The sequence below is a fragment of the Microbacterium radiodurans genome (assembly GCF_008710705.1).
Lineage (GTDB): Bacteria > Actinomycetota > Actinomycetes > Actinomycetales > Microbacteriaceae > Microbacterium > Microbacterium radiodurans.
Genome location: NZ_VYRZ01000002.1, coordinates 1 through 26,435 on the forward strand (window position 1 = coordinate 1; position 26,435 = coordinate 26,435).

At 71.3% G+C, this 26,435-nt stretch carries 21 protein-coding genes and 1 rRNA gene; 10 read left to right on the top strand and 12 right to left on the bottom strand.

The window, feature by feature from the left end; translation table 11 throughout:
* From rrf to F6B42_RS05855, 3 genes are all read left to right on the top strand, one after another.
* A 5S ribosomal RNA gene (gene rrf / locus F6B42_RS05845) occupies nt 1-87 on the top strand; the annotation flags it as partial.
* Between the two features lie 162 nt (nt 88-249).
* Nucleotides 250-861, top strand: a complete 612-nt coding sequence (locus F6B42_RS05850; RefSeq protein WP_223878384.1) for a GntR family transcriptional regulator — start codon at nt 250-252, stop codon at nt 859-861.
* A 35-nt stretch (nt 862-896) separates the two neighbouring features.
* A complete protein-coding gene (locus F6B42_RS05855) occupies nt 897-1,919 on the top strand; it encodes a 1-aminocyclopropane-1-carboxylate deaminase (RefSeq protein WP_150418703.1) in 1,023 nt (340 codons plus the stop codon).
* Nucleotides 1,920-1,951: 32 nt separating this feature from the next.
* Here the strand turns inward: F6B42_RS05855 and F6B42_RS05860 are convergent, their stop codons facing one another.
* On the bottom strand, nt 1,952-3,073 hold the full coding sequence (locus tag F6B42_RS05860) for a class I SAM-dependent methyltransferase (RefSeq protein ID WP_223878385.1): 1,122 nt from the start codon (nt 3,071-3,073) through the stop codon (nt 1,952-1,954).
* 95 nt (nt 3,074-3,168) lie between these two features.
* Between F6B42_RS05860 and F6B42_RS05865 the strand changes: the two genes are divergently transcribed.
* Complete coding sequence (locus F6B42_RS05865; RefSeq protein WP_150418704.1) at nt 3,169-3,555, top strand: DoxX family protein; 387 nt, start codon at nt 3,169-3,171, stop codon at nt 3,553-3,555.
* Nucleotides 3,556-3,604: 49 nt separating this feature from the next.
* Here the strand turns inward: F6B42_RS05865 and F6B42_RS05870 are convergent, their stop codons facing one another.
* Nucleotides 3,605-4,618, bottom strand: coding sequence for a Gfo/Idh/MocA family protein (locus tag F6B42_RS05870; protein WP_150418705.1), 1,014 nt, complete (start codon nt 4,616-4,618; stop codon nt 3,605-3,607).
* A 59-nt stretch (nt 4,619-4,677) separates the two neighbouring features.
* Here F6B42_RS05870 and F6B42_RS05875 point away from each other — a divergent pair, with 59 nt between their 5' ends.
* Nucleotides 4,678-6,015, top strand: coding sequence for a M20/M25/M40 family metallo-hydrolase (locus tag F6B42_RS05875; RefSeq protein WP_150418707.1), 1,338 nt, complete (start codon nt 4,678-4,680; stop codon nt 6,013-6,015).
* A gap of 7 nt (nt 6,016-6,022) precedes the next feature.
* Here the strand turns inward: F6B42_RS05875 and F6B42_RS05880 are convergent, their stop codons facing one another.
* On the bottom strand, nt 6,023-6,520 hold the full coding sequence (locus F6B42_RS05880; RefSeq protein ID WP_150418709.1) for a hypothetical protein: 498 nt from the start codon (nt 6,518-6,520) through the stop codon (nt 6,023-6,025).
* Between the two features lie 259 nt (nt 6,521-6,779).
* Here F6B42_RS05880 and F6B42_RS05885 point away from each other — a divergent pair, with 259 nt between their 5' ends.
* The 5 genes from F6B42_RS05885 (at nt 6,780) to mmsB (ending at nt 12,706) form a co-directional block, all read left to right on the top strand.
* Nucleotides 6,780-7,784: a LacI family DNA-binding transcriptional regulator gene (locus F6B42_RS05885; RefSeq protein WP_150419524.1), complete on the top strand. Its 1,005-nt coding sequence runs from the start codon at nt 6,780-6,782 to the stop codon at nt 7,782-7,784.
* A gap of 137 nt (nt 7,785-7,921) precedes the next feature.
* A complete protein-coding gene (locus F6B42_RS05890; RefSeq protein WP_396652454.1) occupies nt 7,922-8,656 on the top strand; it encodes an L-ribulose-5-phosphate 4-epimerase in 735 nt (244 codons plus the stop codon).
* 39 nt (nt 8,657-8,695) lie between these two features.
* The gene (gene chvE, locus F6B42_RS05895) at nt 8,696-9,850 is read left to right on the top strand and encodes a multiple monosaccharide ABC transporter substrate-binding protein (RefSeq protein WP_191089290.1); all 1,155 of its coding nucleotides are present in this window, start codon (nt 8,696-8,698) and stop codon (nt 9,848-9,850) included.
* A 70-nt stretch (nt 9,851-9,920) separates the two neighbouring features.
* Nucleotides 9,921-11,450: a multiple monosaccharide ABC transporter ATP-binding protein gene (mmsA, locus tag F6B42_RS05900; protein ID WP_150418712.1), complete on the top strand. Its 1,530-nt coding sequence runs from the start codon at nt 9,921-9,923 to the stop codon at nt 11,448-11,450.
* A 20-nt stretch (nt 11,451-11,470) separates the two neighbouring features.
* Nucleotides 11,471-12,706, top strand: a complete 1,236-nt coding sequence (gene mmsB / locus F6B42_RS05905; RefSeq protein ID WP_150418714.1) for a multiple monosaccharide ABC transporter permease — start codon at nt 11,471-11,473, stop codon at nt 12,704-12,706.
* A 92-nt stretch (nt 12,707-12,798) separates the two neighbouring features.
* Here mmsB and F6B42_RS05910 read toward each other — a convergent pair whose 3' ends face one another.
* From F6B42_RS05910 to F6B42_RS05950, 9 genes are read right to left on the bottom strand one after another with little or no spacing between them, the layout of a single operon-like run.
* Nucleotides 12,799-13,740, bottom strand: a complete 942-nt coding sequence (locus tag F6B42_RS05910) for a quinone oxidoreductase family protein (protein ID WP_150418715.1) — start codon at nt 13,738-13,740, stop codon at nt 12,799-12,801.
* Between the two features lie 20 nt (nt 13,741-13,760).
* Nucleotides 13,761-17,711, bottom strand: coding sequence for an ATP-dependent RNA helicase HrpA (gene hrpA / locus F6B42_RS05915; RefSeq protein ID WP_150418716.1), 3,951 nt, complete (start codon nt 17,709-17,711; stop codon nt 13,761-13,763).
* 28 nt (nt 17,712-17,739) lie between these two features.
* Nucleotides 17,740-18,531 carry a hypothetical protein gene (locus F6B42_RS05920; protein WP_396652455.1) on the bottom strand — a complete coding sequence of 264 codons (792 nt, stop codon included), beginning with the start codon at nt 18,529-18,531 and terminating at the stop codon, nt 17,740-17,742.
* Nucleotides 18,528-19,364 carry a hypothetical protein gene (locus tag F6B42_RS05925; RefSeq protein WP_150418718.1) on the bottom strand — a complete coding sequence of 279 codons (837 nt, stop codon included), beginning with the start codon at nt 19,362-19,364 and terminating at the stop codon, nt 18,528-18,530. Before F6B42_RS05925 ends, F6B42_RS05920 begins: the two co-directional genes overlap by 4 nt.
* Nucleotides 19,357-20,211: a PP2C family protein-serine/threonine phosphatase gene (locus F6B42_RS05930; protein ID WP_150418720.1), complete on the bottom strand. Its 855-nt coding sequence runs from the start codon at nt 20,209-20,211 to the stop codon at nt 19,357-19,359. The genes F6B42_RS05925 and F6B42_RS05930 overlap by 8 nt, the downstream gene beginning before the upstream one ends.
* Nucleotides 20,211-21,506 (bottom strand): DUF5684 domain-containing protein, encoded by a 1,296-nt coding sequence (locus F6B42_RS15060; RefSeq protein ID WP_150418721.1) that lies wholly within the window; start codon nt 21,504-21,506, stop codon nt 20,211-20,213. Before F6B42_RS15060 ends, F6B42_RS05930 begins: the two co-directional genes overlap by 1 nt.
* A 47-nt stretch (nt 21,507-21,553) precedes the next feature.
* Nucleotides 21,554-24,100 (bottom strand): transglutaminase-like domain-containing protein, encoded by a 2,547-nt coding sequence (locus F6B42_RS05940; RefSeq protein WP_223878386.1) that lies wholly within the window; start codon nt 24,098-24,100, stop codon nt 21,554-21,556.
* Entirely contained in the window at nt 24,097-25,452 is a 1,356-nt protein-coding gene (locus tag F6B42_RS05945; protein ID WP_150418722.1) for a DUF58 domain-containing protein, read from the bottom strand. The genes F6B42_RS05940 and F6B42_RS05945 overlap by 4 nt, the downstream gene beginning before the upstream one ends.
* Nucleotides 25,449-26,414 carry an AAA family ATPase gene (locus F6B42_RS05950; protein ID WP_150418723.1) on the bottom strand — a complete coding sequence of 322 codons (966 nt, stop codon included), beginning with the start codon at nt 26,412-26,414 and terminating at the stop codon, nt 25,449-25,451. Before F6B42_RS05950 ends, F6B42_RS05945 begins: the two co-directional genes overlap by 4 nt.
* Nucleotides 26,415-26,435 lie beyond the last annotated feature (21 nt).

Genomic DNA, 26,435 nt, shown 5'->3' on the forward strand with positions numbered 1-26,435 from the left:
GGTCACATTCCGAACCCGGAAGCTAAGCCTCACAGCGCCGATGGTACTGCAGGGGGGACCCTGTGGGAGAGTAGGACACCGCCGGACTTCTTTCGTGAAATGGCCACCCAAAGCTGGGTGGCCATTTTTCGTTTCCGGGACGTTCTTGTTCCGGAACCCGACGTCAGCCGGTCGATCGATTTGACCCGCATTCTTTGATGGTGTGCAATATATTGCATGCCACTGGCCTCGGTTTCCCGCCCTGCTTCGATGCGCGAGCACGCGTACACGGCGTTGCGCGACGCGATCGTCACGGGAGGGCTCGAGCCCGGCGCGCGACTGCGCGACGCAGAGCTCGAAGAGTGGCTCGGTGTCAGCCGGACTCCCATCCGTGAAGCGATCGCCCGTCTCGAGCAGGCGGGGTTGGTGCGCACGCGTCGTGCGAAGGCCACCGAGGTCGCGCCGCTCGACGAGCGCGAGGCCTTCGCCGCGCAGCGCATCGCCGCCGCGCTGCACGAGCTCGCCATGCGCGACGGTGCGCTCCAGCTGACGTCGGAGGACCTTTCCGAGATGACGTCTGCGAACCGGGCGTTCGCCGAGGCGCTCGATGCCCGCGATGTGGACGGCGCCCTTCGTGCGGACGACGCGTTCCACGCGGTGGCTGTTCGTGCGAGCGCGAATCCGCTGCTTCCCGGTCTGCTCGAGAGCGTGACCCCGCTGCTGCGCCGTCTCGAGCGCGCGCGCTTCGGTTCGCTCGACGGCCGGAATTCCGTCGCCGCGCACGCGGAGATCATCCGCCGGTGCTCCGCAGGTGATGCTGCGGGTGCTGCCGAGGCGGTCCGCGAGAACTGGCTGACGCTCGAACGCCTCCTGGCCCGCTGAGACCCCCCACGCTCCACCGACCCCGAAGGACTCCGATGACCCTCGCCGATTTCCCGCGCTACCCGCTCACGTTCGGGCCGAGCCCCGTCCACCAGCTCGAGCGCCTCTCCTCCCATCTGGGCGGTGCCCGCGTCTGGGCGAAGCGGGAGGACGTCTCGAGCGGCCTCGCGTATGGCGGCAACAAAGTGCGGAAGCTCGAGTACCTGATCCCCGACGCCCTCGCGCACGGCGCAGACACCCTCGTGTCGATCGGCGGCATCCAGTCGAACCACACGCGTCAGGTCGCGGCGGTCGCCGCTCACCTCGGCATGAAGGCGGTGCTGGTGCAGGAGAACTGGGTGAACTGGCCCGACGCGGTGGGCGACCGCGTGGGCAACATCCTGCTGTCGCGGCTCATGGGAGCCGATGTGCGCCTGTCGCCCGCAGGATTCGACATCGGGTTCCGCGACTCATGGAAGGACGCGCTCCGAGAGGTCGAAGAGTCCGGCGGCAAGCCCTACGCGATCCCCGCCGGGGCGAGCGACCACCGCCTCGGCGGCCTCGGGTTCGCCAACTGGGCGCACGAGGTGCGAGCCCAGGAGGAGCAGCTGGGCGTCTTCTTCGACACCATCGTCGTCTGCACCGTGACCGGATCCACTCACGCAGGCATGATCGCCGGGTTCGCCGACCTCGCTGAGAACTTCGGCGACCGTCCGCGTCGGGTCATCGGCATCGACGCGTCGGCGACGATCGAGAAGACCCGCGAGCAGGTCGACCGCATCGCGCGCCGCACCGCGGATCTCATCGGGCTCGGCCGCGATCTCCGCGATGACGAGATCGACGTTCGCGAAGGGTGGGCCGGCGACGAGTACGGCATCCCGGTGGCCTCCACCGACGAGGCGATCTACCTCACGGGTCGCCTCGAGGGCGTCATCCTCGACCCGGTGTACGAGGGCAAGTCGATGGCCGGATTGATCGACCTCGTGTCGTCTCGGCAGATCCCGGCGGACTCGAACGTGCTGTACGCGCACCTCGGCGGGCAGCAGGCGCTCAACGCCTACAGCGGCCGCTACCACTGAGCGGCGGACCCGTCGGCGCTGCGCGAGCCGGCTCAGCGCCGACGGGACGTCGTGACGGTGAACTTGGCGTTCCGGGCGAGCTGCCGCGTGGGGCCGACGATGCTCTCGAGCGCGGGACGATAACGGAGCGCGGAGTTCCAGACGCAGATGAGCTCGCCTCCCGGCCGCAGCACCCGCGCCGCATCGGCGAACAGGCGGGGTGCGACACGGTCGCTGACGGCCGCGCCGGAATGGAACGGAGGGTTCAGCGCGATGAACGACCCGCTCGCATCCGCGCGTCGCATGAGCAGGTCGTCGCGGACGACCTCGACGCGGTCGGCGAGACCATTGGCCTGCACGGTCGCCGTCGCCGAGGCCACCGCGGCGGCCGACTGATCCGAGGCGTACACCCGACGTTCCGGGAACCTGAGGGCCAGTGAAGCCGCCACCACCCCCGTACCGCACGCGAAGTCGATGAGGGGGTCGGCCGCGTCGCCACCGGCGGGGTCGTCGGGAATCGCGTCGAGGAGGAGGCGGGTGCCGATGTCGATGCGTGCCCCCGCGAACGCGCCGCCGAACGCGCGGATCTCGAGGTCGCCCGATCGGCCCCTGGTCGGGTGTGGAGGGTTGGCCGCGCGGGGCTCTCGAGCGATGAGAACGCGCGATTTGGCCTCGGCGTGCGTCACATCCAGCCGCGAGAATCGCGCGCGGAGCACGTCGTTCATCGCGATGGCCATGTGCTTGACGCGTCCTCCGGCGTACACGACGACGTCCGGTGCCGCGTGCGCCGAGATGACGTCCGCCATGTCGGCGAGGGCGTCGAGGGAGCGGGGGAGTCGAAGCAGCACGACGCGCGCGCCGCGGGTGAGCTCGCCGTCGAGGGAGAGGGAGCGGTACTCCGCCGCTGGCAGAAGGCGGGCGGCATTCGCTGCGAGGGCCCGCTCACCGCTCAGGGGATCCTGATGCACCCGGATGCCGGTGGCCCCGGCATCCGCTGCGCCGAGAGCAAGAGCCCCGTAGGCGTCGCCGATGACGACCACCGCGTGGGGTGCCGCGGCGATGTCGGCGCGGGCACGGGCCAGGATCAGCCGATCGGCTCCGTCGGTCGCGACGAGTCCCGGCGCTTCGATGTCGGGCCAGCGGGAGAGCCGCGAGAGATCCAGGTCGCCGAGCACCTCGACAGCCTACTCGTGGATCGGCGCGGAACCCGGCGCGGTCGGGGCGAGCGCAAGCGGGTGACGTACCCCCGCCGGTCGGAGACAATGAGCGGATGAGAACTGCGCTGCGCTGGCTGCTCGCCGGGGCGATGATCTTCGCCGGACTGAGTCACCTGTTCTGGGCACGACGGGATTTCCAGGCTCAGGTGCCGGATCTCGTGGTGGAGAAGCTGCCCATCGACCGCGACGGCGTCGTGGTCGCCTCGGGCGCTGTCGAGGCGCTCTTCGGCCTCGCGCTCCTGACGCTGCCGCGCGAGCGGGGCCGTGTCGGTGCGCTCCTCGCGGCGTTCTTCGTGGCGGTGTTCCCCGGGAACATCGACCAGTGGCGGCGGCGTCGGAGCGCGTTCGGTCTCGACACCGACCGACGCCGGTTCGTGCGCCTCTTCTTCCAGCCGGTGCTCGTGCTCTGGGCATGGTGGTCGACGCGCGCGGCGCGTTGAGACGGGGCGGCGATCACCCGATATCGCGAGACCGGGCCGCGGGGTCGGCTCAGCCCTCCTGCGGGTAGCGCACGCCAATCTGCCGGCGGATCTCATCGAGGGTGCCCATGATCGCCACCGTCTCGGCGATGGGGAGCACGTCACCGTCGGTACGGCCCGCCGCGACGAGGGCTTCGGCCTCGAGGGCCTGGAACTGCATCCCTCGGCCGTCGATCTCGGAGCGGTACTCCTCGAGCACGGCCCCGTCGGGCGCGAGCACCCGGAAGCCGGTCGCGGCGTACCAGACGCCGTCGATCTCGATCCGCGCCTCGGTCCCGACGATGTGCGCCGTGTTCGGGCCCGCCCCGCGCGAGGACGACACGGTCGTCGAGACGGCGCCGGAGGCGTGCCTCATGACGGTGGCGACCTCCGCGTCGGCGCCGGTCTCGGCCAGGCGAGCGAGAGCGTGCACCTGAGCCGGCTCGCCGAGGACGTCCCAGACGAACGACACGGGGTAGATGCCGAGGTCGAGGAGCGCGCCTCCGCCGAGCGCGAGGTCGTTCAGACGGTGGGAGGGATCGTCGGAGATCCGCTGCGTGTGATCGGCGAACACCGTCCGCACCTCGCCGAGCGTGCCGGCGGCGATGATCTCGCGGATGCGCACCATGTGGGGCAGGTAGCGCGTCCACATCGCCTCCATGACGAGCACCCCCGTATCCGCGCCGAGGTCGCGGAGGGCGACGGCCTCGTCGCGGGTGAGCGTGAAGGCCTTCTCGACGAGGACGTGCTTGCCGTGCTGAATGGCGGATGCCGCGGCATCCTTGTGAGCGTGATGCGGCGTCGCGACGTAGACGATGTCGACCTCGGGATCGGCGACGAGCGCCTCGTAGGAGCCGTGCGCTCGCGGGATCCCGTACTCGGCTGCGAACGCGGCGGCAGACTCGTCGCTCCGGGAACCGACGGCGACGATCTCGCGCCCGGCCGTTCTCAGGTCGCGCGCGAACGCGTGGGCGATGCCGCCCGTCGCGAGGATGCCCCATCGCAGGCCGGCGTGCGGGATCGCGGTCGAAGTGCTGTCGGTCATACGGCGAGCCTAGCCAGCGAGCCCTCGCCGGGGCGAGGGCCGCACCGTAGGCTCGCGATGTGGATCCCGACACCGCCGCCGTCGAGCGCTTCCGAGAGCTCCTGCGCATCCCGACCGTCTCGCACGCGCGGTGGGACGAGGTGGACGAGGCCGCCTTCACCGCCTTCCGCGAGGCCCTGGTGCGGCTCTATCCGCGCGTGCACTCCGCGCTGGAGTGCGAGGTCGTCGCCGATCGGTCACTGCTCCTGCGTTGGCCGGGCAGGTCCGACGCCGCGCCGGTCGTGCTCATGGCCCACTACGACGTCGTTCCCGTGGTCGAGGGGGAATGGTCGCATCCGCCGTTCGCGGCGACCATCGTCGGAGAGGGTGCGGACGCGACGATCGTCGCGCGCGGCGCGATCGACGACAAGGGCGCTCTCGTGGCGATCCTGGAGGCGGTCGAATCGCTCCTGGCGGGCGGACTCGTGCCGGAGAACGACGTCTACCTGGCCTTCGGGCATGACGAGGAGGTCGCCGGCACCGGGGCCCCCGCGATCGTCGAGCTTCTCGCCGCCCGTGGCGTCCGCCCGGCTCTCGTCCTCGATGAGGGTGGTGCCGTCGTCTCGGGTGCGGTACCGGGCGTGGACGTCGAGACCGCGATGATCGGCGTCGCCGAGCGCGGAGTGATGACCGTCGGGCTGACGGTCCGCGAACCCGGCGGTCACGCCTCGACGCCGTCACGGCTGCCGGCCACGGCGCGGTTGGCACGCGCGATCGTGCGTCTGCATCGGCGGCCGTTCCCCGTTCGACTCGTTCCGCCCGTTCGCGCCATGTTAGCGACCCTCGCGCCGCACGCTCGTGGCCCGCACGGCCGGATCTACGGAGCGCTCGGTCTGACCGGAACGGTCCTGGTACGGGCGATGCCGCGGTTCGGACCCGAGACGAACGCCCTCGTGCGGACGACGAGCGTCGTGACCGAGCTGTCGGGAGCTCCGGGCGAGAATGTCCTCGCGAGTACTGCGCGCGCCGCAGTGAACATCCGGCTGCTGACGGGCGACACCGTCGCGGCAGCGCTGGCGCGCGTGCGCCGGGCGGTCGCGGATCCGGCCGTCGATGTCGAGCTGCGGCACGGCTCGGACCCCTCGGCTGTCTCGCCGTGGCGCGGGGAGCCCTGGCGTCGCCTGTCACGGGCGGTGATCGACACGTTCGGCGACGATGTCGTGCCGACCCCCTACCTGCAGCTGGGCGCGAGCGACAGCCGGTGGTTCACCGCCATCAGCGACAACGTCTATCGTTTCGCGCCCTTCCGTCTGAGCTCCGCCGAGCGGGAGGCTCTGCACGCGGCGGACGAGCGCATCCGTGTCGACGTCTGGCTGCGGGGGATCGACTTCTACCGGGCGCTGATACGCCTCGCGTGATCCGTCGTCAGTTCGCCGGCCGTCGCGGCGCCTCGTCGGAGAGGCCGAGCAGGAAGGCGACGATCTGGCGAGAGGACGCGACGAGCTCGGGACCCCGACCGATCGACCATTCGGCGTCGGCGGCGCGCACCGTGTGCCCGGAGATCGCCGCTCGACGGGCGAACGGCGCCGACGCGGATGCCGCCAGCGCCACGGCTCCCATGACGGGCGCCGGCAGCTCGACGGGATCGGCGACATGGACGAGCACGGCTCGGACGACACGGACGAGGTCGGTCAACCGCAGCGGCGGCCCGGCGGCGATCCGCCCGGCCGTGCCCTCGTCGAGCGGGCCCGCATCGGCCAGGCCGGCGTCGCGGACGAAGGCGGCACGGACGTCCTCGCCCGCCAGATGGCGAAGGGCGGCACGGACGACCTGGGAGACCTGGGCACGGCGATCGACGCTCACGTCGGCGTCGTCGCGTCCGCGGCGCTGGCTCAGCGGCAGGAAGCGCGAGAGGTCCGACATGCGCACAGCTTAGGCGTGCGCGCGACCGCGGCAGGTCGCGCGGGACGATGTGACGTCCTGATCGTCTGTCACATGCCCGACGCACCCGCGCGTGTGACAGTCACATCGGCATACGGCGCGCGACCGGATCCGGGGTGCATAATGACTCTCACGATGTGATCGTGCGCATCGACCCGGTGCGCATACCGGCTCGAGCGTGCCGTCGCCCGCGGGCACCGCGATCCGCATCGCCACCCCCGCGCACCGACCCGGAGGCATCATGAGCGAGGACGCCGCCGGCCGCCGGCCCAGCATCCGGGATGTCGCGCGTCTGGCGGGCGTGTCCCATCAGACCGTGTCGCGCGTGCTGAACAACCATCCGAGCATCCGGGACGAGACGCGCGACCGGATCCTCGCCGTCATGGCCGAGCTGGACTACAGTCCCAACCGCGCTGCGCGCGCCCTGGTGACGAGCCGGTCGCACACGATCGGCGTGCTCACCTCGTCAGCGACGCAGTACGGGCCGGCGTCGTCCATCGCCGCCATCGAGGCGGCGGCTCGCGATCGCGGCTACTGGGTCTCGACGGCCAACATCGATGCCGCCGACCCGGGGTCGATACAGGCGGGACTGGCGCATCTGGTCGCCCAGGCCGTCGAGGGCCTCGTCGTCATCGCGCCGCAGGTGCGCGTCATCCGCGCGATCGCGGCGCAGGCCCTGAGCATCCCGTACGTCACGCTGCAGTCCGCGGAGGTCGACCCCGGGCACGCCCTGTCCGTGGACCAGATCGCCGGAGCGCGACTGGCCACGCGGCATCTCATCGAACTCGGACACCGGTCGATCTACCACCTGACCGGCCCGCAGGACTGGATCGAGGCGGAGGCGCGCATGCGCGGCTTCCTCGAGGAGATGGGCGCCTGGGACATCCCCACGACGGCCCCGGTCCTCGGCGACTGGACGGCGGAATTCGGCTACTACGCCGGTCGCGAGCTGCTGCGCGTCCGCGATTTCACCGCGATCTTCTCCTCGAACGACCAGATGGCGCTCGGCTTGCTCCACGCCGTCCGCGACGAGGGGCTCGACTGCCCGCGGGACATCAGCATCGTCGGATTCGACGACATCCCCGAGGCGGCTCACTTCTGGCCGCCGCTGACGACCGTGCGCCAGGACTTCGCGGACCTCGGACGCCGGTGCGTCGATCTCCTCCTCGGCGCGGGAGACGACGCCGAGCCGCCGGTCCTCATGCCCGAGCTCGTGGTGCGCGCGTCCACCGCGCGGCGCCGCTGACCCGTTATCAAGCCGAGACACGCCGCGAGTTGACATCGCCGACGTGCTCGGGGCTATATTGTCATCCGATGTGAACGGTCACATCGGATCGTCACACTCATCCCGCCATCGAGGTCGGGGCCGAAGGAGCATGCACCGTGGCACGCAAGGACTCGCAGAGTGCGGCCTACGTCGACAGCGTCAAGGTCGAGGTGGCCATTGCTCGGGTGCGGGCGGAGGTGGCGTCGTTGCATGCGGAGTTGGTGCGTTACGGCCTGGTGGTGTGGACGGGTGGGAACGTGTCGGGGCGGGTACCGGGGGCGGATCTGTTCGTGATCAAGCCGTCGGGGGTGTCGTATGACGATCTGGCTCCGGAGAACATGATCCTGTGCGATCTGGACGGGGATGTCGTGGCGGGCACGCCGGGCAGTGATCGGTCGCCGTCGAGTGATACGGCCGCTCATGCGTATGTGTATCGGAACATGCCCGAGGTGGGTGGTGTGGTGCACACGCATTCGACGTATGCGGTGGCGTGGGCGGCGCGGGGTGAGGAGATCCCGTGCGTGATCACGGCGATGGCGGATGAGTTCGGGGGTCCGATCCCGGTGGGTCCGTTCGCGATCATCGGGGACGATTCGATCGGCCGGGGGATCGTGGAGACGCTGTCGGGTCATCGTTCCCGGGCGGTGCTGATGCAGAACCATGGGCCGTTCACGATCGGGTCCAGTGCGAAGGATGCCGTGAAGGCTGCGGTGATGGTCGAGGACGTGGCCCGCACGGTGCATCTCGCGCGGGCGGCGGGGGAGTTGATCCCGATCCCGCAGGACGCGATCGACAAGCTGTACGACCGGTACCAGAACGTCTACGGACAGACCACCGACGACCGCCGGTAGCCCCGCACCGGGGCGCGGTCACAACTCCACCAGACAGTGATGTCACGGGAAAGGACACACACAGTGAACAGCAAGAAGATCCTGTTCGCAGCGACCACCCTGGTCGTCGGCGCACTCGCCCTCTCGGGCTGCGCGGGCAGCGGCGGTGGCGGCGCGAGCGGCGGCGGCGAGGGCGACGGAGGCCTCATCGGCGTCGCCATGCCGACCAAGAGCTCCGAGCGCTGGATCCAGGACGGAGATGCCGTCAAGGCCGCGCTCGAGGACCAGGGGTACAGCGTCGACCTGCAGTACGCCGAGGACGACATCCCCACGCAGGTCTCGCAGATCGAGAACATGATCACCAAGGGCGCCGAGGCGCTCATCGTCGCCTCCATCGACGGCACGACGCTCACGCAGGTGCTCCAGGATGCCGCCGACGCCGACATCCCGGTGATCGCCTACGACCGCCTCATCCGCGACTCCGAGAACGTCAACTACTACGCCTCGTTCGACAACTTCCTCGTCGGACAGCAGCAGGCGTGGTCGGTGCTCAACGGACTCGGCCTGACCGAGCTCGACGGCACCCCGATCGCTGACGCTCCTGCCGGACCGTTCAACATCGAGCTCTTCGCCGGTTCGCTCGACGACAACAACGCGTTCTTCTTCTTCAACGGAGCCATGGACGTCCTCCAGCCCTACATCGACGACGACACGCTCGTCGTGAAGTCGGGCCAGACCGACATCGAGCAGGTCGCGACCCTCCGCTGGGACGGCGAGACCGCGCAGAGCCGCATGGAGGACATCCTCACGGCGAACTACTCCGACGGCTCGCAGGTCGACGCGGTGCTCTCGCCCTACGACGGCATCTCGCGCGGCATCATCTCCGCTCTCACCGACGCCGGCTACACCGTCGGTGCCGAGTGGCCGATCATCTCCGGCCAGGACGCCGAGATCGACTCGGTGAAGGCGATCAACCGCGGTGAGCAGTACGCGACCATCTTCAAGGACACGCGTGAGCTGGCCCAGGTCGCCGTCGACATGGCCGTCGCGCTGCTGAACGGCGAAGAGCCCGAGGTCAACAACACGACCGACTACGACAACGGCGTGAAGGTCGTGCCGTCGCAGCTGCTGCAGCCGGTCATCGTCGTCAAGGACAACATCACCGAGACGCTCGTCGACACCGGCTACTGGACCGAAGACGAGATCAACGGCTGACGTCCATCCCGGCCCCGGACGGGCGGCGCACGAGCGTCGTCCGCCCGGGGCCCTCCCAAGGAGAACCTCCATGACCGAACCCATCCTCGAGATGCGGGGCATCACCAAGACCTTCCCCGGGGTGAAAGCCCTCTCGAACGTCAACCTCGCCGTCGAACGCGGCGAGATCCACGCGATCTGCGGAGAGAACGGCGCCGGCAAGTCGACGCTCATGAAGGTCCTCTCCGGCGTCTACCCCCACGGCACCTACGACGGCGAGATCGTCTACGCGGGCGAGACGGTCGAGTTCAAGAACCTCCGCGACAGCGAGGCGCGCGGCATCGTCATCATCCACCAGGAGCTGGCGCTCAGCCCGTACCTGTCGATCGCCGAGAACATCTTCCTCAACAACGAGCGGCGCGGCGCGGGCGGGCTCATCGACTGGAACAAGACCAACTTCGCGGCCGCCGATCTGCTGCGGCGGGTCGGCCTGCGCGAGAACCCGACCACGAAGGTCAACCAGATCGGCGTGGGAAAGCAGCAGCTCGTCGAGATCGCCAAGGCCCTCTCGAAGGAGGTCAAGCTCCTCATCCTCGACGAGCCGACCGCGGCGCTCAACGACGAGGACTCCGATCACCTGCTCGATCTCATCCTGAGCCTGCGCGAAGAGGGCATCACCTCGATCATCATCAGTCACAAGCTGAACGAGATCAAGAAGGTCGCCGATACCGTCACCGTGATCCGCGACGGCAAGACGATCGAGACGATCGCCAAGACCGACGTGACCGAGGACCGCATCATCAAGGACATGGTCGGCCGGGATCTCGAGCACCGCTACCCCGACCACGAGCCGCAGATCGGCGAAGAGCTTCTGCGCGTCGAGAACTGGACCGCTCATCACCCGCAGGATCCGACGCGCGTCGTCGTCGACGACGTCTCGCTGACGGTCCGCGCCGGCGAGATCGTCGGGATCGCCGGCCTCATGGGCGCCGGGCGCACCGAGTTCGCGATGAGCCTGTTCGGGCGCAGCTACGGCACCCGCATCACCGGCAAGGTGTTCATGCGCGGCAAGGAGATCCGCACCCGCACGGTGTCGGAGGCGATCGAGAACGGCCTGGCCTACGCGACGGAGGACCGCAAGACGTACGGTCTGAACCTCATCGAGGACATCAAGCGCAACATCTCGATGGCGTCCCTGCGCAAGCTCGAGAAGGCCGGCCTCGTCAACGACAACGAGGAGTTCGCCGTCGCCAACCAGTACCGCAAGAGCATGAACATCAAGGCCCCGAACGTGCTGGCGAAGACGGGGAAGCTCTCGGGCGGCAACCAGCAGAAGGTCGTGCTGTCGAAGTGGATCTACTCCGATCCCGACGTGCTCATCCTCGATGAGCCCACCCGCGGCATCGACGTGGGCGCCAAGTACGAGATTTACACCATCATCAACAAGCTCGCGGCATCCGGGAAGGGCGTCATCGTCATCTCCTCGGAGCTGCCGGAGCTGCTCGGCATCTCGGACCGCGTGTACGCCCTCTCGGAGGGGCGCATCACGGGCGAGATGCCCATCGCCGACGCGACACCCGAGTCGGTCCTCAAACTCATGACCATGGAGAAGCCCCGCTGAGGGCTGCAGGAGACACGATCATGTCGCAGAACACTCTCGCGCCAGACAACACCGCCGCCGGCGGCGGCCTGAACCCGACCGAGAACCGCTTCACGCGGTGGCTCGGACACATCCTCGCCGACCTCGGCAAGAACGGCATCTTCATCGCGCTGATCGCGGTGGTGGCGCTGTTCGCCGTCCTCACCAACGGCATCCTGCTGCGCCCGCAGAACCTGTCGAACCTCGTCGTGCAGAACGGCTACATCCTCGTTCTCGCGATCGGCATGGTGATGATCATCATCGCGGGCCACATCGACCTCTCGGTCGGCTCGGTCGCCGCGTTCATCGGCGCCGTGTCCGGTGTCTTCGCCGTGCAGATGGGGATGCCGTGGTGGCTCTCGATCACCCTCTCCCTGCTCATCGGAGCTCTGGTGGGCGCCTGGCAGGGATTCTGGGTCGCCTACGTCGGCATACCCGCGTTCATCGTGACCCTCGCGGGCATGCTGATCTTCCGCGGACTCGCGCTCGTCGTGCTCGGCAACGCCAACATCGGGTCGTTCCCGACGGAGTACCGCGCCCTCGGCAACGGCTTCCTCTCGGGCATCTTCGGCGAGTCGGACCCCGACCTGTTCACGCTCCTCATCGGTGCCGTCGCGATCGTCGCGCTGGTCGTGCAGCAGTCGCGCACCCGCGCCGGCCGCCAGAAGTACTCGCAGGACGTCGAGCCGCTCGTCTGGTTCGTCGCCAAGCTCGCGCTCATCGCGCTCGTCATCGGCTGGTTCACGTGGGCGCTCGCCTCGTACAAGGGCATCCCGGTGACGCTCATCGTCCTGGCGGTGCTGGTCCTGGTCTACGGCGTCGTCATGAACCGCACCGTGTTCGGGCGGCACATCTATGCGATCGGCGGAAACCGTCACGCCGCCGAGCTGTCGGGCATCAAGACGCGCCGCGCGGACTTCTGGCTCTTCGTGAACATGGGCGTGCTCGCCGCTCTCGCGGGTCTCATCTTCACGGCCCGACTGAACCTCGCCGGTCCCAAGGCCGGTGACGGCTTCGAGCTCGAGGCCATCTCCGCGGCGTTCATCGGCGGCGCGGCGGTGCAGGGCGGCGTCGGTACGATCGGCGGCGCGATCATCGGCGGTCTCATCATCGGTGTGCTCAACAACGGCATGTCGATCATGGGCATCGGCATCGAGTGGCAGCAGGCCGTGAAGGGCCTCGTGCTGCTGCTCGCCGTCGCCTTCGACGTCTACAACAAGCGACGCTCGGGCAACTGACCCCGCACGAACAGAAGGTGGCGCTCACGCCGGGTATCCCTCGCAGGATGCCGGCGGGAGCGCCACCTTCGTCGGTGGGGGAGATCGGAGGATCAGGGGAGCAGGGTGATCTTGCCGGGGGTGCCGGCTGCCACGAGACGGTGCGCCTCGGCGGCGTCGGCGAGAGGCAGTTCGGGGCCGAGCTCGACCGAGAACGCGCCGGCCGACAGCAGGGCGACGACCACGGGGATCGCCTCCGCCCGCCAGGCCACCTGCTGCTCGGTGAGCGGTTCGGGGCTGCCGCCGGAGTAGGCCTGGATGCCCAGGCCCGCGGCATCCGCGCCCCGGACGATCGTCGCGATCCGCGAGCGATCGGCGACGAGATCGAGCGAGGACTGCAGCGCCTCGTCGGTGCCGGCGCAGTCCAACGCGACGGTGACGCCCTGCGGTGCGGCGGCCCGGATGCGGTCGGTCACGCCGTCGCCGTACTCGACCGGCATCGCTCCGAGCGATCGGATGCGCTCGGCGCGGGCTGCGCTCGCGGTCGCGACGACCGCCGCGCCCCGAAGCCGGGCGAACTGGATCGCGGCCTGACCCACCGATCCCGAACCGCCGTGCACGACCAGGGTGTCGGCGGGGCCGACATCGAGCGACCGGAGCGACTGGTAGGCCGTCGCGACCGGGATGCCGAGCGCTGCGCCGATGGCCGGCGAGACCGTCGCGGGCAGCGGGGCGAGGTTCGCCGCGGCCACGACGATGTCGGTCGCGTACACGCCGCTCGCGCCGAAGACGACGACGGCGTCCCCGACGCGGAATCCCTCGACACCGTCGCCGACGGCCGTCACGACGCCCGCGCCGTCGTTGCCGAGGCGGCGCGGCTTCGCGATCGTCGCCGACGGACGGATGCCGGCGCGCAGCTTGTGATCGATCGGGTTGACACCCACCGCGGTCACCTGGACGGCGACCTGACCGGCGCCGGGTGGGTCGAGCGCGATCTCGTCGAGGCTGAGCACCTCGGGTCCGCCGAACTGGGAGTACGTCACTGCGTAGGCCATGGTGCCCACGCTACGGCGTCTCACTCCTTGCCGGCCAACGCTTTCGTCACACGCTGGAGGGAAACCGCCTCCGCCGTCCCGAGACGCTGCGCGAAGAGGCTGACGCGGTACTCCTCGAGCAGCCAGCGGGCACGGACGAGGTGCGCCGGAGCGTCCGTGTCGAGCGGAACGGTGCCACCGGCTTCGGCGTAGAGCGCGGCCGCGCGCTCGAACTCGCTCAGTCGCTGCCGGTCGCGGCCGGGGTTGTCGGCGAGGGTCCGCACGCGTTCGAGCGCCCCCTGCAGGTAGCGGGGCAGGTGCACGAGGCGCGCGATGCCGGTGCGCGAGAGGAAGTCGGGATGCACGAGGCCCGCGAGCTGCTGTTTCACATCGCCCAGGGCGGCCAGCAGCACCATGGAGTTCTCGGCTCGGATCGCCCGCTCGACCTCGCGCTGCAGCGTCAGGATGCGAGCGGCGAGCGAGACCGTCCGGAACAGCTCGTCGACCACCCCCGAAGAGAACGCATCGCGTGCGGCGACGAAGTCCGCCGGCGTGCGGACAGGACGTCCGATGCGAGCGAGGACGGCATCGGCGACGGCGGTGCGGGCGTCCTCGATGAGCGCCTTGGCGGACGAGTACGGCGACGCCGCGAGCGCGAGCTTCTCGGGTGCGGTGAGGTGCTCGAGCACGTACGCCGACGGCGAGGGCACGGCCAGGAGGAGGAGGCGGCGCACCCCGCCGTGCGTCAGCCTCGCTGCGCGCTCGGGGGTCGCCTCGATCCGCAGAGTCACCGAGGTCCGGTCGTCCACGAGGGCCGGGTAACCCCGGACGACGCCGCCGGCGACCCGCGTGTCGACGACGTCCGGCAGGTCGCCGAAGGACCACGCGGTCAGGCCCGACTGCTCGGCGACGGCACCGGGCGCGCCCTCGTCCACGGCGGGGTCCCGGCCGGGTCCGCTCGGCACGTCAGCGGCGGCGCGGCGCCCCGGGCCCGGCGCCGCCTTCGCGAGCGATCGGGCGACGGACGCCCGGCTGCGACCGGCGAGACGCTCCTGCAGTTCGGTCAGATCGCGCGAGGAGCCGAGGGCGCGCCCGCGTTCGTCGACGGCGCGGAACGACACGGACAGGTGAGCGGGGACGCGCTCGAGATCGAAGTCGTCGGCCGAGACGCGCTGGTTCGCGACGCGCTGGATGCGGGCCGCCAGGGCCTCGCGCAGGGTCTGTCTCGGCAGCCCGTCGTGGGACTCGGGGCCCTCGGCGGCGAGCTCGTCCGCGAAGCGGGTCGCCCAGTCGGCGGCGGGGACGACGTGCCGGCGGATGACCTTCGGCAGCGCGCGCAGCAGACCCGCGATCAGCTCGTCGCGCAGGCCCGGCACCTGCCAGTCGAAACCGTCGGTCCGCACCGACGCGAGCAGGGCCAGCGGGACGACGACGCTCACGCCGTCGTCGGGTGAGCCCGGTTCGAAGCGGTAGGCCAGCGAGAGGACCTGGTCGCCCTGCCGCCAGCGGGCCGGGAAGGCCCGTTCATCTGTGCGGGCGGCGTCGCCGGCGAGATCCGCCTCGGTCATGTCGAGCAGGCGCGGCGTGCGGGCGGCGGCCTCGCGCCACCAGGTCTCGAAGGAGCGGACGTCGAAGACGTCGCGGGGGATGCGCGCGTCGTAGAAGGCGTACACGGCCTCGTCGCCCACGAGGATGTCGCGGCGCCGCTCGCGTTCCTCGATCTTCTCGAGCCGGCGGCGCAGTTCGAGGTTCCGACGCTCGAACGCCGACAGACGCTTGTCGAGATGCGAGACATTCCACTCGCCCTCCACGAGAGCATGGCGCAGGAACATCTCGCGGGCCTGCTCGCGGTCGTGACGTGCCAGCTGCACGCGGCGACGCGGCACGATCTCGACCCCGAAGAGGGTGACCTTCTCGGCGGCGACGGCGGCCCCGGCATCCTTCGACCAGTGCGGGTCGCTCAGCGAGCGGTGCGCGAGATCGCCGGCGAGATCCTCGGCCCACGCGGGGTCGACGGCCGCGACGGTGCGCGCGTACAGCCGTGACGTCTCGACGAGCTCCGCAGCCATGACGGCATCGGGAGTCGCCTTGCGCAGAGCCGACCCGGGGAAGATCGCGAAACGCGCGCCGCGCGCGCCACGGAATTCGGCGCGGGGGCGCTGCGGCTTGCCGCCCGCGGCGCGCCCGCCGCCGCCCTTCTCGCGCGTGTCGAGGATGCCGATCTGCGACAGCAGGCCGGCGAGGATCGCGCGGTGCACGCGATCCGGATCGGCTGCCGCCGCGCTCTCGGAGGTGCTCGCGGGCTCGTCGCGCCGCGATCCGCGCCGTCCGCCCGATCGCGCGAGCGTCGAGAGCTGCCGGTGCACGTCGAACCACTCCCGCACCCGGACGTAGTTCAGGAACTCCGCGCGGCAGGCGCGGCGGAAGGCGCTCGAGCCGAGCTCGCGCTGCTGGTCCTGCAGGTGGTTCCAGAGGTTCAGAAGCGTCAGGAAGTCGCTCGTGGGGTCCGCGAACCGCGCGTGCATCCGGTCGGCGGCCTCGCGCTGCTCCTCCGGCCGCTCGCGGACGTCCTGGATCGACATGCCGGCGACGATCGCCAGGACGTCGCGCGTGACGCCGCTCGTCCGCGCCTCGACGAGCATGCGTGCGAAACGCGGGTCGATGGGGAGCCGCGAGATGTCGCGCCCGATGTCGGTCAGCCGCCACCCCGACGCGCCGTCGCGGCGCACCGCCCGCAGCTCGACGAGCAGATCGAAGGCCGCCTTCACGCCGCGCGAGTCGGGCGGTGTCAGGAAGGGGAAGTCGCCGATGTCGCCGAAGCCCAGCGCGAGCATCTGCAGGACGACCGACGCGAGGCTCGTCCGAAGGATCTCGGGTTCGGTGAACTCCGGCCGGGCGAGGAAGTCGTCCTCCGCGTACAGCCGGACGGCGATACCGGGCGAGGTGCGTCCGGCCCGCCCGGCGCGCTGCTGCGCGGAGGCCTGCGAGATCGCCTCGATGGGCAGGCGCTGGATCTTCGAGCGGTTGCTGTACCGCGAGATGCGCGCCGTGCCGACGTCGACGACGTAGCGGATGCCGGGCACCGTCAGGCTGGTCTCGGCGACGTTCGTCGCGAGGATGACGCGTCGGCGCACCCCGGCGACGGCGGACGGCTCGAACACGCGGTGCTGCTCTGCCGCCGAGAGGCGGCCGAACAGCGGCAGCACCTCGGTCGGGCGCGCGTCCTTCGCGTAGGCGCCGCGGACGGCGTCCATCGCGTCACGGATCTCGGCCTCGCCGGGGAGGAAGACGAGCACGTCGCCGTCGCTCTCGCGGTCGAGCTCGCGCAGCGCGGCGACGAGACCGTCGACGTCGTCCTCGCCGCTGTCGTCCGCGCTGTCGCCCTCGTGCGGGCGGTACCGGACCTCGACGGGATAGGTGCGTCCGGAGACCTCGATGATCGGGGCGGGGGCGCCGGCGGCATCCGCGAAGTGCGCGGCGAAGCTCTCGGGATCGATCGTGGCCGAGGTGACGATGACTTTCAGATCGGGTCGCTCGGGCAGGATGCGACGCAGGTATCCGAGGAGGAAGTCGATGTTCAGCGAGCGCTCGTGGGCCTCGTCGATGATGATCGTGTCGTAGCGGCGGAGCAGCCGGTCGCGATGGATCTCATTGAGCAGGATGCCGTCGGTCACCAGGGCGACGCGCGTGTCGGCGGAGACCTGGTCGGTGAAACGGACCTTGTACCCGACGGCGCCGCCGAGCGGCACCTCCATCTCGGCCGCGATGCGCTCGGCCACGGTGCGCGCCGCGATGCGCCGGGGCTGCGTGTGCGCGATGCTCGTGCGGCCGAGCTCGAGACAGATCTTCGGCAGCTGCGTCGTCTTGCCCGAGCCGGTCGCGCCGGCGACGATGACGACCTGGTGCGCCTCGATGGCGCGCGCGATCTCGGCGCGGGCAGCGCTGACGGGCAGCTCCGGCGGGAACGAGATCACGGGGGCAGTCGAGGACACAGCCCTCCATCGTACGACGTCGGGGAGGTCAGGTCTTCTCGCTGCCGACCGCGTCGAGCAGCGGCAGGTCGGCGGCCGTCACGAGCCGGGAGAGCACGGCGTGCTCGACGAGTCGCGCGCGGCGATTGGTGGCGAGCTTCCCCACCCCGCCGCGCAGGCCCTGGACACCCTCGCGGTCGAGCTTGTCGCACACGTTGTCGAGCTTGCGATTGAACGTCGTCAGCGGCCATCCGAGACGCTCGGCCGCAGCCGCGGAGGTGGGCACCTGACTCGAGCCGACCAGACCGCCGCGGAGGATCGGCTCGCACATCGCCAGCAGCAGGAGGCGCTGGCTCGAGGTGAGGGCGACGGCTCCGATCGTGGTGCTTCCGACGTGGTCGTCGACGGGACGGGGGAAGCTGTCGCGCACCGAGAACCGCGCCCCCTCGGTGTGGACGGTGAGCTCGTAGGTGTACGCGCCGGCCGTGAACATTACGACGAGGGCGGGGAACACCAGCGGCACCCGCGCCCCGGGGCCGAGGACCGCCTGGTACGCGCCGTCGGGAGTGGCGAGGCTGACGGAGATCGACTGCCCGGTGTTCGAGAGCCACCACAGGCCGTGCTCGGCGTCGATCGCGAGGAGCCGGCGGTGAAGATAGGGATTCGTGTCGATGACGAGATCGGCATCCCGTCCGATCGCGTACGTCCGGCCCGACACGGGCCGGAACCACTCGCCGCAGAACTCGATGGCGACGCTCTCGTCGATCGCCGCCGGGGCGTCGTCGGTCAGGTCCTCCGTCGCGTCGTCCGACACGTCGTCCCGGGCTCCCTCGCGCGTCATGATCCTCCTCCGGCTGACATCGTCACGAGCATCGTCACCGCGGTCACCGCACCGCCGGCCACGAGCAGCGATCCGATCGCGACGAGCGCGACCGGCAGCGCACGCCGCCGGCGGCGGGGGCGGTCGCCCGGGTCCGTCGTCGCGACCGGGGGAGCGACGTGCGTGCGACGGATGGGGGCGACGGGAGTCTCGTCGCGCGGACGGTACCGCTCGCGGTTCGTGCCGGGGACGGCGGCGGCGCGCACCGTGTCGAGTCGGCCGCGGACGATCGAGGGCTCCACCGGGCGAGCCGTGAAGACGGTGTCATCGACGGGCGTCTCGGGCTCGGGGGTGTCGATCTCGGGGTCTTCGGGCGCGGCGGGAGGAACCCGACGAGGGGACAGCGTCGTACGGTCATCGTCCCGCTCGGGGTCGTGGCGGGACGAGAGCGTCGTGTGGTCGTCTCCGGGCACGTGGCGGGACGAGAGCGTGGTGCGGTCGTCTCCGGGCACGTGGCGGGACGAGAGCGTGGTGCGGTCGTCTCCGGGGTCGTGGCGGGACGAGAGCGTGGTGCGGTCGTCTCCGGGCACGTGGCGGGACGAGAGCGTCGTGTGGTCGTCCTCGGGGACGGACCCGGCATCGGCCTGGGGCGCGGGCATCGGGCTGCGCCGGGGGGAGAGCGTCGTGCGGTCCTCGGCGTCATCCGGCTCCGCGGCCGGAGCCGCGTCGGTCGGCGCTTGTTCCGACGCCTGTCCCGACGGCTCGTCGCGGCGAGCGGTTCGGCGCGACGAGAGAGTCGTGCGCTCCTGGTCGCCGCTCAGCCCGGCCGGCACGCCGTCGATGATCTCACCCATGCGTCGTCCGCCTCCGCGACGACCGTGCGGTCGCGACCTCGATGGTCGAGGTGACCGACTCGCTGTGCACGAAGCCGCCCGTCGTGTCCTCGAGGCGCGGATGGATGCCGCCCGCGACGACGTCGAGGACGATCGTCGAGATGTTGTCGCGTCCGCCATGGGAGAGCGCCTGGCCCACGAGCGAATGCGCGGTCTGCGCGGGCGATCCGCCCATCATGAGCCCCGCTCGCAGGGCCTCGTCGGTGATCTCACCGGTCAGACCGTCCGAGCAGACGACGATGCGCTCGCCCGTGACGATCGGCAGCAGCCAGAAATCCGCGCGGCTGCCTTCGCCGCCCATGGCGCGCGTGATGACGTTGCGCCCCTCGTAGGTCGCCATCTGCTCACGGGTCAGCTGACCGGCATCCACCATCTCCTGGGCCACCGAGTGATCGATCGTGAGCTGCTCGAGGCGCTCGGAGAGCAGCCGGTAGACCCGCGAGTCGCCGACGTTCACGACGAGCCAGTGGGGGATGTCGTGCTGCCGGACGGCGACGACCCCCGTGAGGGTGGACCCGGCGCCGCGGGTCGTGCCGGCCGCGATGGTCGAGACGGCGGCGTGAGCGCGCTCGACCGTCGCGGCGACGTCTTCGGGCCGGAGGTCCTCGCGCCCCACGAGGGCGCGGAACTCCTCGACGACGGCTGCCGCGGCACGGTCGCCCGCTTCGTGACCGCCCATGCCGTCGGCCACGATGAACACCGGGTAGTCGGCCAGCAGCGCGTCCTCGTTGACCGACCGGCGGAGACCGGTGTCGGTGTGGCTGCCGCTGGTGACCGAGATGTCGGTCGCGGGCGATGATCCGATCATCACGCCTCGGAGATGGCGAGTTCTGCGTCGCCGAGGTGGAAGAGCCCCGAGACGGGCGCCGTTCCGGTCACCTCGTCCTCGGATTCTCCGACGAAGACGCCGTTTGTCGAGGCGAGATCCGTGATCGTCCACCCCTGCGGCGTCCGCCGGAGCAGGGCGTGGGTCTTGGAGACGGTGCGCGTGGCGTCGTCGACCGAGACGACCTGCGCCGCCGGCGCGTCGTCGGGTGCGAGGGGATTGCGGCCCAGGACGACGGCGTCGCCCGTCAGCGCCACGGTCTGGCCGCCGGGGAGCCGGAGAGTCGCGGCCGGTGCGCGGCGAGCCGCGAGGACGGTGCGCTCGTCGAGCTCGTCGGACGCGGCGGGGATGCCGGCGACCGATGCCGCGGCGGGGTGCGCAACGGGCGCGGGCTGCTGAGCCGGCGCGGCTGCGGGCGGGTGCGGTTGCGGCTGCGGCGATGGTGCGGGAGCCGACGGTGCGGCATACGCGGGCGGGGGCGGCGGGGCCCACGGGTTCGCCGCCGATGATGCGGGTGCGGGCGGCGCCGCGTCCGCTGTCGGCGCGGCGCCGCCACCGAACGGTGCGGGCGCGAAGGCGGCGGACGCGGGGACGCCGGGCGCGGCGGGCGGCGCGGCGGTCGGCGCGACGGGTGCTCCCGCGGCCCTGTCGGCGGCAGGGCGCGCCGGCTCGGCGACGTCGCCGAAGAGCGCGGGCTCCTGGTCGCGGCGCGGGCCGATCCAGCGCGGTGCACCCCAGCCGACGATGCTCGCCCACGCGGGGAAGAGGAGCACGCCGAGGACGACGAAGCCGCGCCCGAGGCCGAAGCCGCGGCCGAGTCGCGCGAGCATCTTCGCGTGGACGACCACGGCGAAAGCGGCGAAGGCGAGCCAGATGAGGCCGGGGACGACGACGGATGCCGTCACCGCCGCCAGAGCGCCGCTGGCATCGCCCGAGAATCCCGCTGCGAGAGCGGCACCGGCGAGCGCGCCGGTGATGACACCCGTGACGATCGCGACGAGGACGGCGCCGCCGGCCAGGACGACGGACCACCAGGGGCGCATCCCCGCGAGAGCGAACAGCTCCCACATGTTCAGCACCGGAACCCAGGCCTTCCACGGTGCGATCCCGGTCTTGCGGAAGACCGCCGAGAGGGCGAGGGCGAGCCACACGTAGATGCCCGCGCCGATGATCACCTGCAGGATCGTGACGATCAGGAGCATCCCGGAGTCGAGCCCGCCGGCTCCGCTGCCGCCCACCATCGCCGCGATCGCCTGCGACACCTCAATCGACCTCACGTCGTGTCCTGCTCTCTCTCACGCGGACCGCTCCGCCGTCCGACACCCTATCGACCCTCGGCGCCGCGGCTCGCCCGCTTGACCGCACGGCGGCTCCCGGAGCCGCGGCCGCGACGGAGGACCGAGCGCAGCGAGACCCGTGCGCGCATCCGCGCCCACCACCCGAGCCCGTCGTCGAACCGCGCCCGCTCCGCCTCGACGATGCGCCAGAACTCGTCGCTCTCGGTCTCCGACGGCGGGACGACGTCGAAGACGGAACGGTCGGCCCACGTCGCCAGTCGCAGCGAATCGCTGCCGTCCAGGTCGGCGGAGTACTGCGCCGCGAGCTCGGAGCGGGTCTGCGAACGCGGAACCGGCCGTCCATGGTCGAGCGCGGCGTCGACATACTCCTGCCAGCCGCCCGTGAAGCGCTCGGCGACATCGTCGGCGCGCCGGCGATCACGGCGGCGGAGCGCCTTCGCGGCGAGGACGAGCGCGAACGGGCCGACGAGCACGAGCAGCACCAGGAGCGACGCGCCGCCGATCCGGAGGGTCGCCCACAGGGCGCCGAAGTCGGCCGTCTGCGCGGTGTCGTCGTCCGGCTGCGCGCCGCCGTCGGCCGGGTTGGCGTCGGCGGGGAGCACCGACTCGGCCTGCTCCTGGCGCACGTCCGTGGGGATCTGCGGGTCCTGGCGCTGCTCGACGTCGGGCGAGGGGAAGAGCGTGTGCTGCGGCGTCACGTCGACGGGCACCCACGCGGACCCGGTGCCGCGCACCTCGATCCAGGCCGACAGATCGCCCGCCGTGCACACACCGTCGGCGCACGCCGCCAGGTCGTCGTCGGACGAGGCGAGCCGCATCCCCACCACGACGCGGGCGTCGAACCCGAGCTGGTCGGCGATCATGAGCGCGGCGACCGCGAACTGCTCGTCATCGCCGACGGCGGCGACGAGCGCGGCGTCGTCATCGCCGCCGACCTCGTTCTCGCGTGTGATGAGATCGGTGAAGAGGGCGTCGATGCGGTCCGAGGAGTGGCCGGCACGACTCGGCTGGAACGTGTAGTCACCGAGCTCGGCTGCCCACGCGGGCACGGCGTCGGCGGTCAGCGACAGCGCGTGGCTCAGAAATCCGCGCGCGCGGAGGCGGTCGATGAGCGTCTCGAGCCCGGCGCCGCCACCGGGGACGGCTTGCGCTTCGATCCATTCGGAGACGCTCGCGGGGACGATCTCCTCGCCCAGGGAGGCGGCGCCGCGCGCCGGGACGAGCGAGGCGAGCGCGTCCGTCGTCTCGAGGATCGCCGCGCCCTGCTCGTAGGCGACGCCCGCGCCGAGCCCGGGTTCGCCCAGCTGCACGGCGCCGGAGGTCTCGGAGTTGTAGAAGAAGCCGTCGGCCAGTGCCGCGGCATCCGACCCGCCGAAGGCGAGCGATGTCACCGCCCCGACGGTCGGCACCCAGGCGGCGTCGTAGTCGTCGATCGTGACGCGTACCGCGCCCGTCGCGGTGCCGCCGGGGGCGGGAAGCGTCGCCGGGACGCGGGCGAACGCGGTCCGCGGGTCGGCGGTTCCCGCCCCCGGGTCGACGACGCGGGCGAAGCGGCCGTCGTAGAACGGCAGGGTGGCGAGGCGGACGCGGTCCGCGCCGGCGGGTGCGTCGATGCGGAAGAGGACGTCGTCGAACCGGTCGTCCGCGAACGACGCTCGGTACTGGGCGAGCGGGCTGACCTCGTCGGCGATCTCGAGCCGCGGATCGACTCCCGCCCGCAGCACCTCGCGCTCGCCACCGGCGAGGACGGCGGGCGCCGCGAAGCCGGCGAGACCCACCGCGGCCACGACCATGCCGCCGGCGATCGCGGCGCGCGTGCCGAGGGTGCGGAGCGGTCGCGCGCTGGATCGGACGCCGGAGGCGGCGACGGCGGCGGCCACGGCGCGGCGGCGATCGTGCGTGGTGCGCCAGACGACGGCGCCGAGGGCGGCGACGATCGCTGCGGCGCCGACGACGGCTTCGCGAGGCACGGACAGGGGGCCGACGACGATCGGAGCCGCCAGCGCGGTGGCGCCGAAGGCGACCCCGAAGACGGTGGGGAGGAGAGCGAGCACCACGGCCGCGGGCCAGCCGCGGGTCGTCCGCCAGGCGAGGGAGATCGCCGCCGTCGGCACGGCGAGGAAGACGAGGAGGGCGGGGGCGAGGGTCGCCTGATAGCTGCCGAGGGGCAGCTGGAGCGTGAGCAGGTCCTTCCACCCGGTCACCGGCGCGGTCGCCACGGCGAGGAGGCCCCGGGCGGCTTCGGGCAGCGATCCGAGCGTCGTGGGCGCCGCCAGCGGCAGCCCCAGCAGCAGGTAGGCGCCGAAGACGACGAGGGCCACCCACCAGCCCGACCAGCGCCAGCGCAGTCCGGCGAGGGCGATCGCATGGGCGGCTGCGAGGGCGACGGCGACGAGGAGGACGAACCGGTTCCCGGCGTAGATCGGGAAGGCGGCCGCCGCTCCGACGAGCACGACGAGGTCGAGCAGCAGAGCCTGCACGACGAGGAACCGGATGCGGGCGTTCGACGCGCGACGCGAACCGCGCTGCGTGTCACGTTGCGCCCGCAGATCGCGGCGGCCGGGCGCGCTCACGTCTGCGCCGCCTTCGCGAGGAGGTTCCGGAGGTCGTCGAGCAGACCGATCGAGAGCACCGACAGCGAGCCGAGTCGCTTGAACCCGGGTTCGGCCTGCGGGTCGCACACGACGGCGACGACGCCGACGTCTGCGGGGAAGGCCAGGGCGGCCGACTGCAGCTGCGCCGCGGTGAGCGCCGAGCCGCAGACGAGGTAGGCGATCGAGACGTCGGGCGCCGCTTCGGCGGCGAGCGACGCGACGTCTCGGATCGGACTCACGAGCTCGGTCCGCTCGACGCCGGAGAGGTCGTCGAGGAGCGTTCGCGAGGTGATCGTCACGAGCTCGCGCACCGTGCGCACCGTGCGCCGCGCGAACTCGGGCACCTCGCCGCCGACGACGACCCCGATGTCGCGGCCGTCGCGGATTCCGCGCACCCCCAGGCTCGCCGCGGCGCTGACGGCGAGCTCGAACTCGTCGTCGGAGGCGTACTCGTCCTCGCCGAGGGCGAGGGCGATGATCATGCGACTGCGGCGGGTCTCCTCGTACTGACGCACCATGAGCGTGCCGGTCTTCGCGGTGGACTTCCAGTGGATCTGCCGCTGCGAGTCGCCGGGCACGTACGGCCGGATGGCGTGGAAGGAGAAGTCGGCGTCCACGATCGTGCGCGACGCGCTCCCCTCGAGGTCGCGGACGTACCCCGTCGTGCTCGCCCGCAGCGGCGTCGTGACGGGATGGATGTAGAGGGTGTGCGTGTCGTCCCACGTGCCCTCGCGCTTGAGGATGCCGAGCGGATCGCCCCGGACGGTGCGGGCGGGACCGATCGTGATGATCCCGCGCCGCTGCGTGGGCACGACGACCTGCTCGGTGTGCTCGTGGCCGGCGCGGAGGAGCGGGACGTGGACGTCCACGAGACCGTCGCCGACGGGCACGTCGATGCGTCCCGGCAGGGCGGGGGAGGTGCCGACGTTGCGCACGACGAGCGTGCCCTCGACCTGGGTGCCCGCGACCACCCGATCGTGCTCCACGCGCAGATCGACGTCGTAGGCGCGGGCGCTGAAGAGGAACGGGATCGACAGCGCCAGCAGCACGACGGCCGCGAAGCCTGCGACGGCGAATTCGAGCCACCCGAACACCAGGCCGACGCCGAGGCCCACCGCCGCGGCGCCGATCATGAGCCACCCGGCGACCGTGACGGTCTCGGCGACCCAACGGCCGGTCGCGACGGCCGCGCGGCGGACGCGCCGCCACGACTGCACGCCGCGCACCGCGAGGACCGTGGTCCGTGCGGAGGTGCCGAATCGGGTACGCGCGAGACCCGTGCCGTCCGCCACGGACGTACGGGTCAGGCGCGACTCGGTGTTGAAGCTCACACGGTCTCTTTCTCGGCCGGCGGCACGGTGTCGAGCAGCACCTGTCCGATGACCGCGCCGGCGGTCACGCCGTCGAACTCGGCCTCGGGGTCGAGGATGAGCCGGTGCGCGAGCACGGGCTCGGCGAGGGCCTTCACGTCGTCGGGGACGACGTAGCTGCGGCCGTGGGCGAGTGCCCAGGTCTTGGCCGCCTTCGTCAGGGCGATCGCACCGCGGACGCTGACGCCCAGACGCACCTCCGTCGCGAGGCGCGTCGCCTCGACGATGCGCGCGATGTAGTCGAGCACGAGGCCGTTGAGGTAGACGCCGCGGGCGAGGTCGGCCATGCTGACGACGCCCTGCGGGGTGATGACGGGGGTGAGCTCGCGCTTGGCGGATGCCGTGCCCTCGAGGATGCGAACCGTCGCCGCGTGATCGGGGTAGCCGAGCGTCGTCTTCAGCAGGAAGCGGTCGAGCTGGGCCTCGGGGAGACGGTACGTGCCCGCCTGCTCGACCGGGTTCTGCGTCGCGACGACGAGGAATGGCACGCCGACGGGTCGCGACACGCCGTCGACGGTCACCTGGCCCTCCTCCATGACCTCGAGGAGCGCGGACTGGGTCTTCGGCGACGCGCGGTTGATCTCGTCGGCGAGCACGATGTTCGCGAAGATCGGCCCCTGGTGGAACTCGAACTCGCCGCGGCTCTGGTCGTACACGGTGATGCCCGTCACGTCGCCCGGGAGGAGGTCGGGCGTGAACTGGATGCGGGTGCTCGACCCCTGAACGGTCTGGCCCATCGCCCGGGCGAGCGAGGTCTTGCCGGTGCCGGGGAAGTCCTCGAGCAGCAGATGCCCCTCGGAGACCATGGCCGTGAAGGCGAGCTCGATGACGTGCCGCTTGCCCAGCACGACCTGCTCGACGTTGTCGACGAGCTTCGCGAACGTCTCCTGGAACCAGGTGGTCTGCTCCGGGGTGATGCTCATGGGGGTCCTCTCGGATGCCGT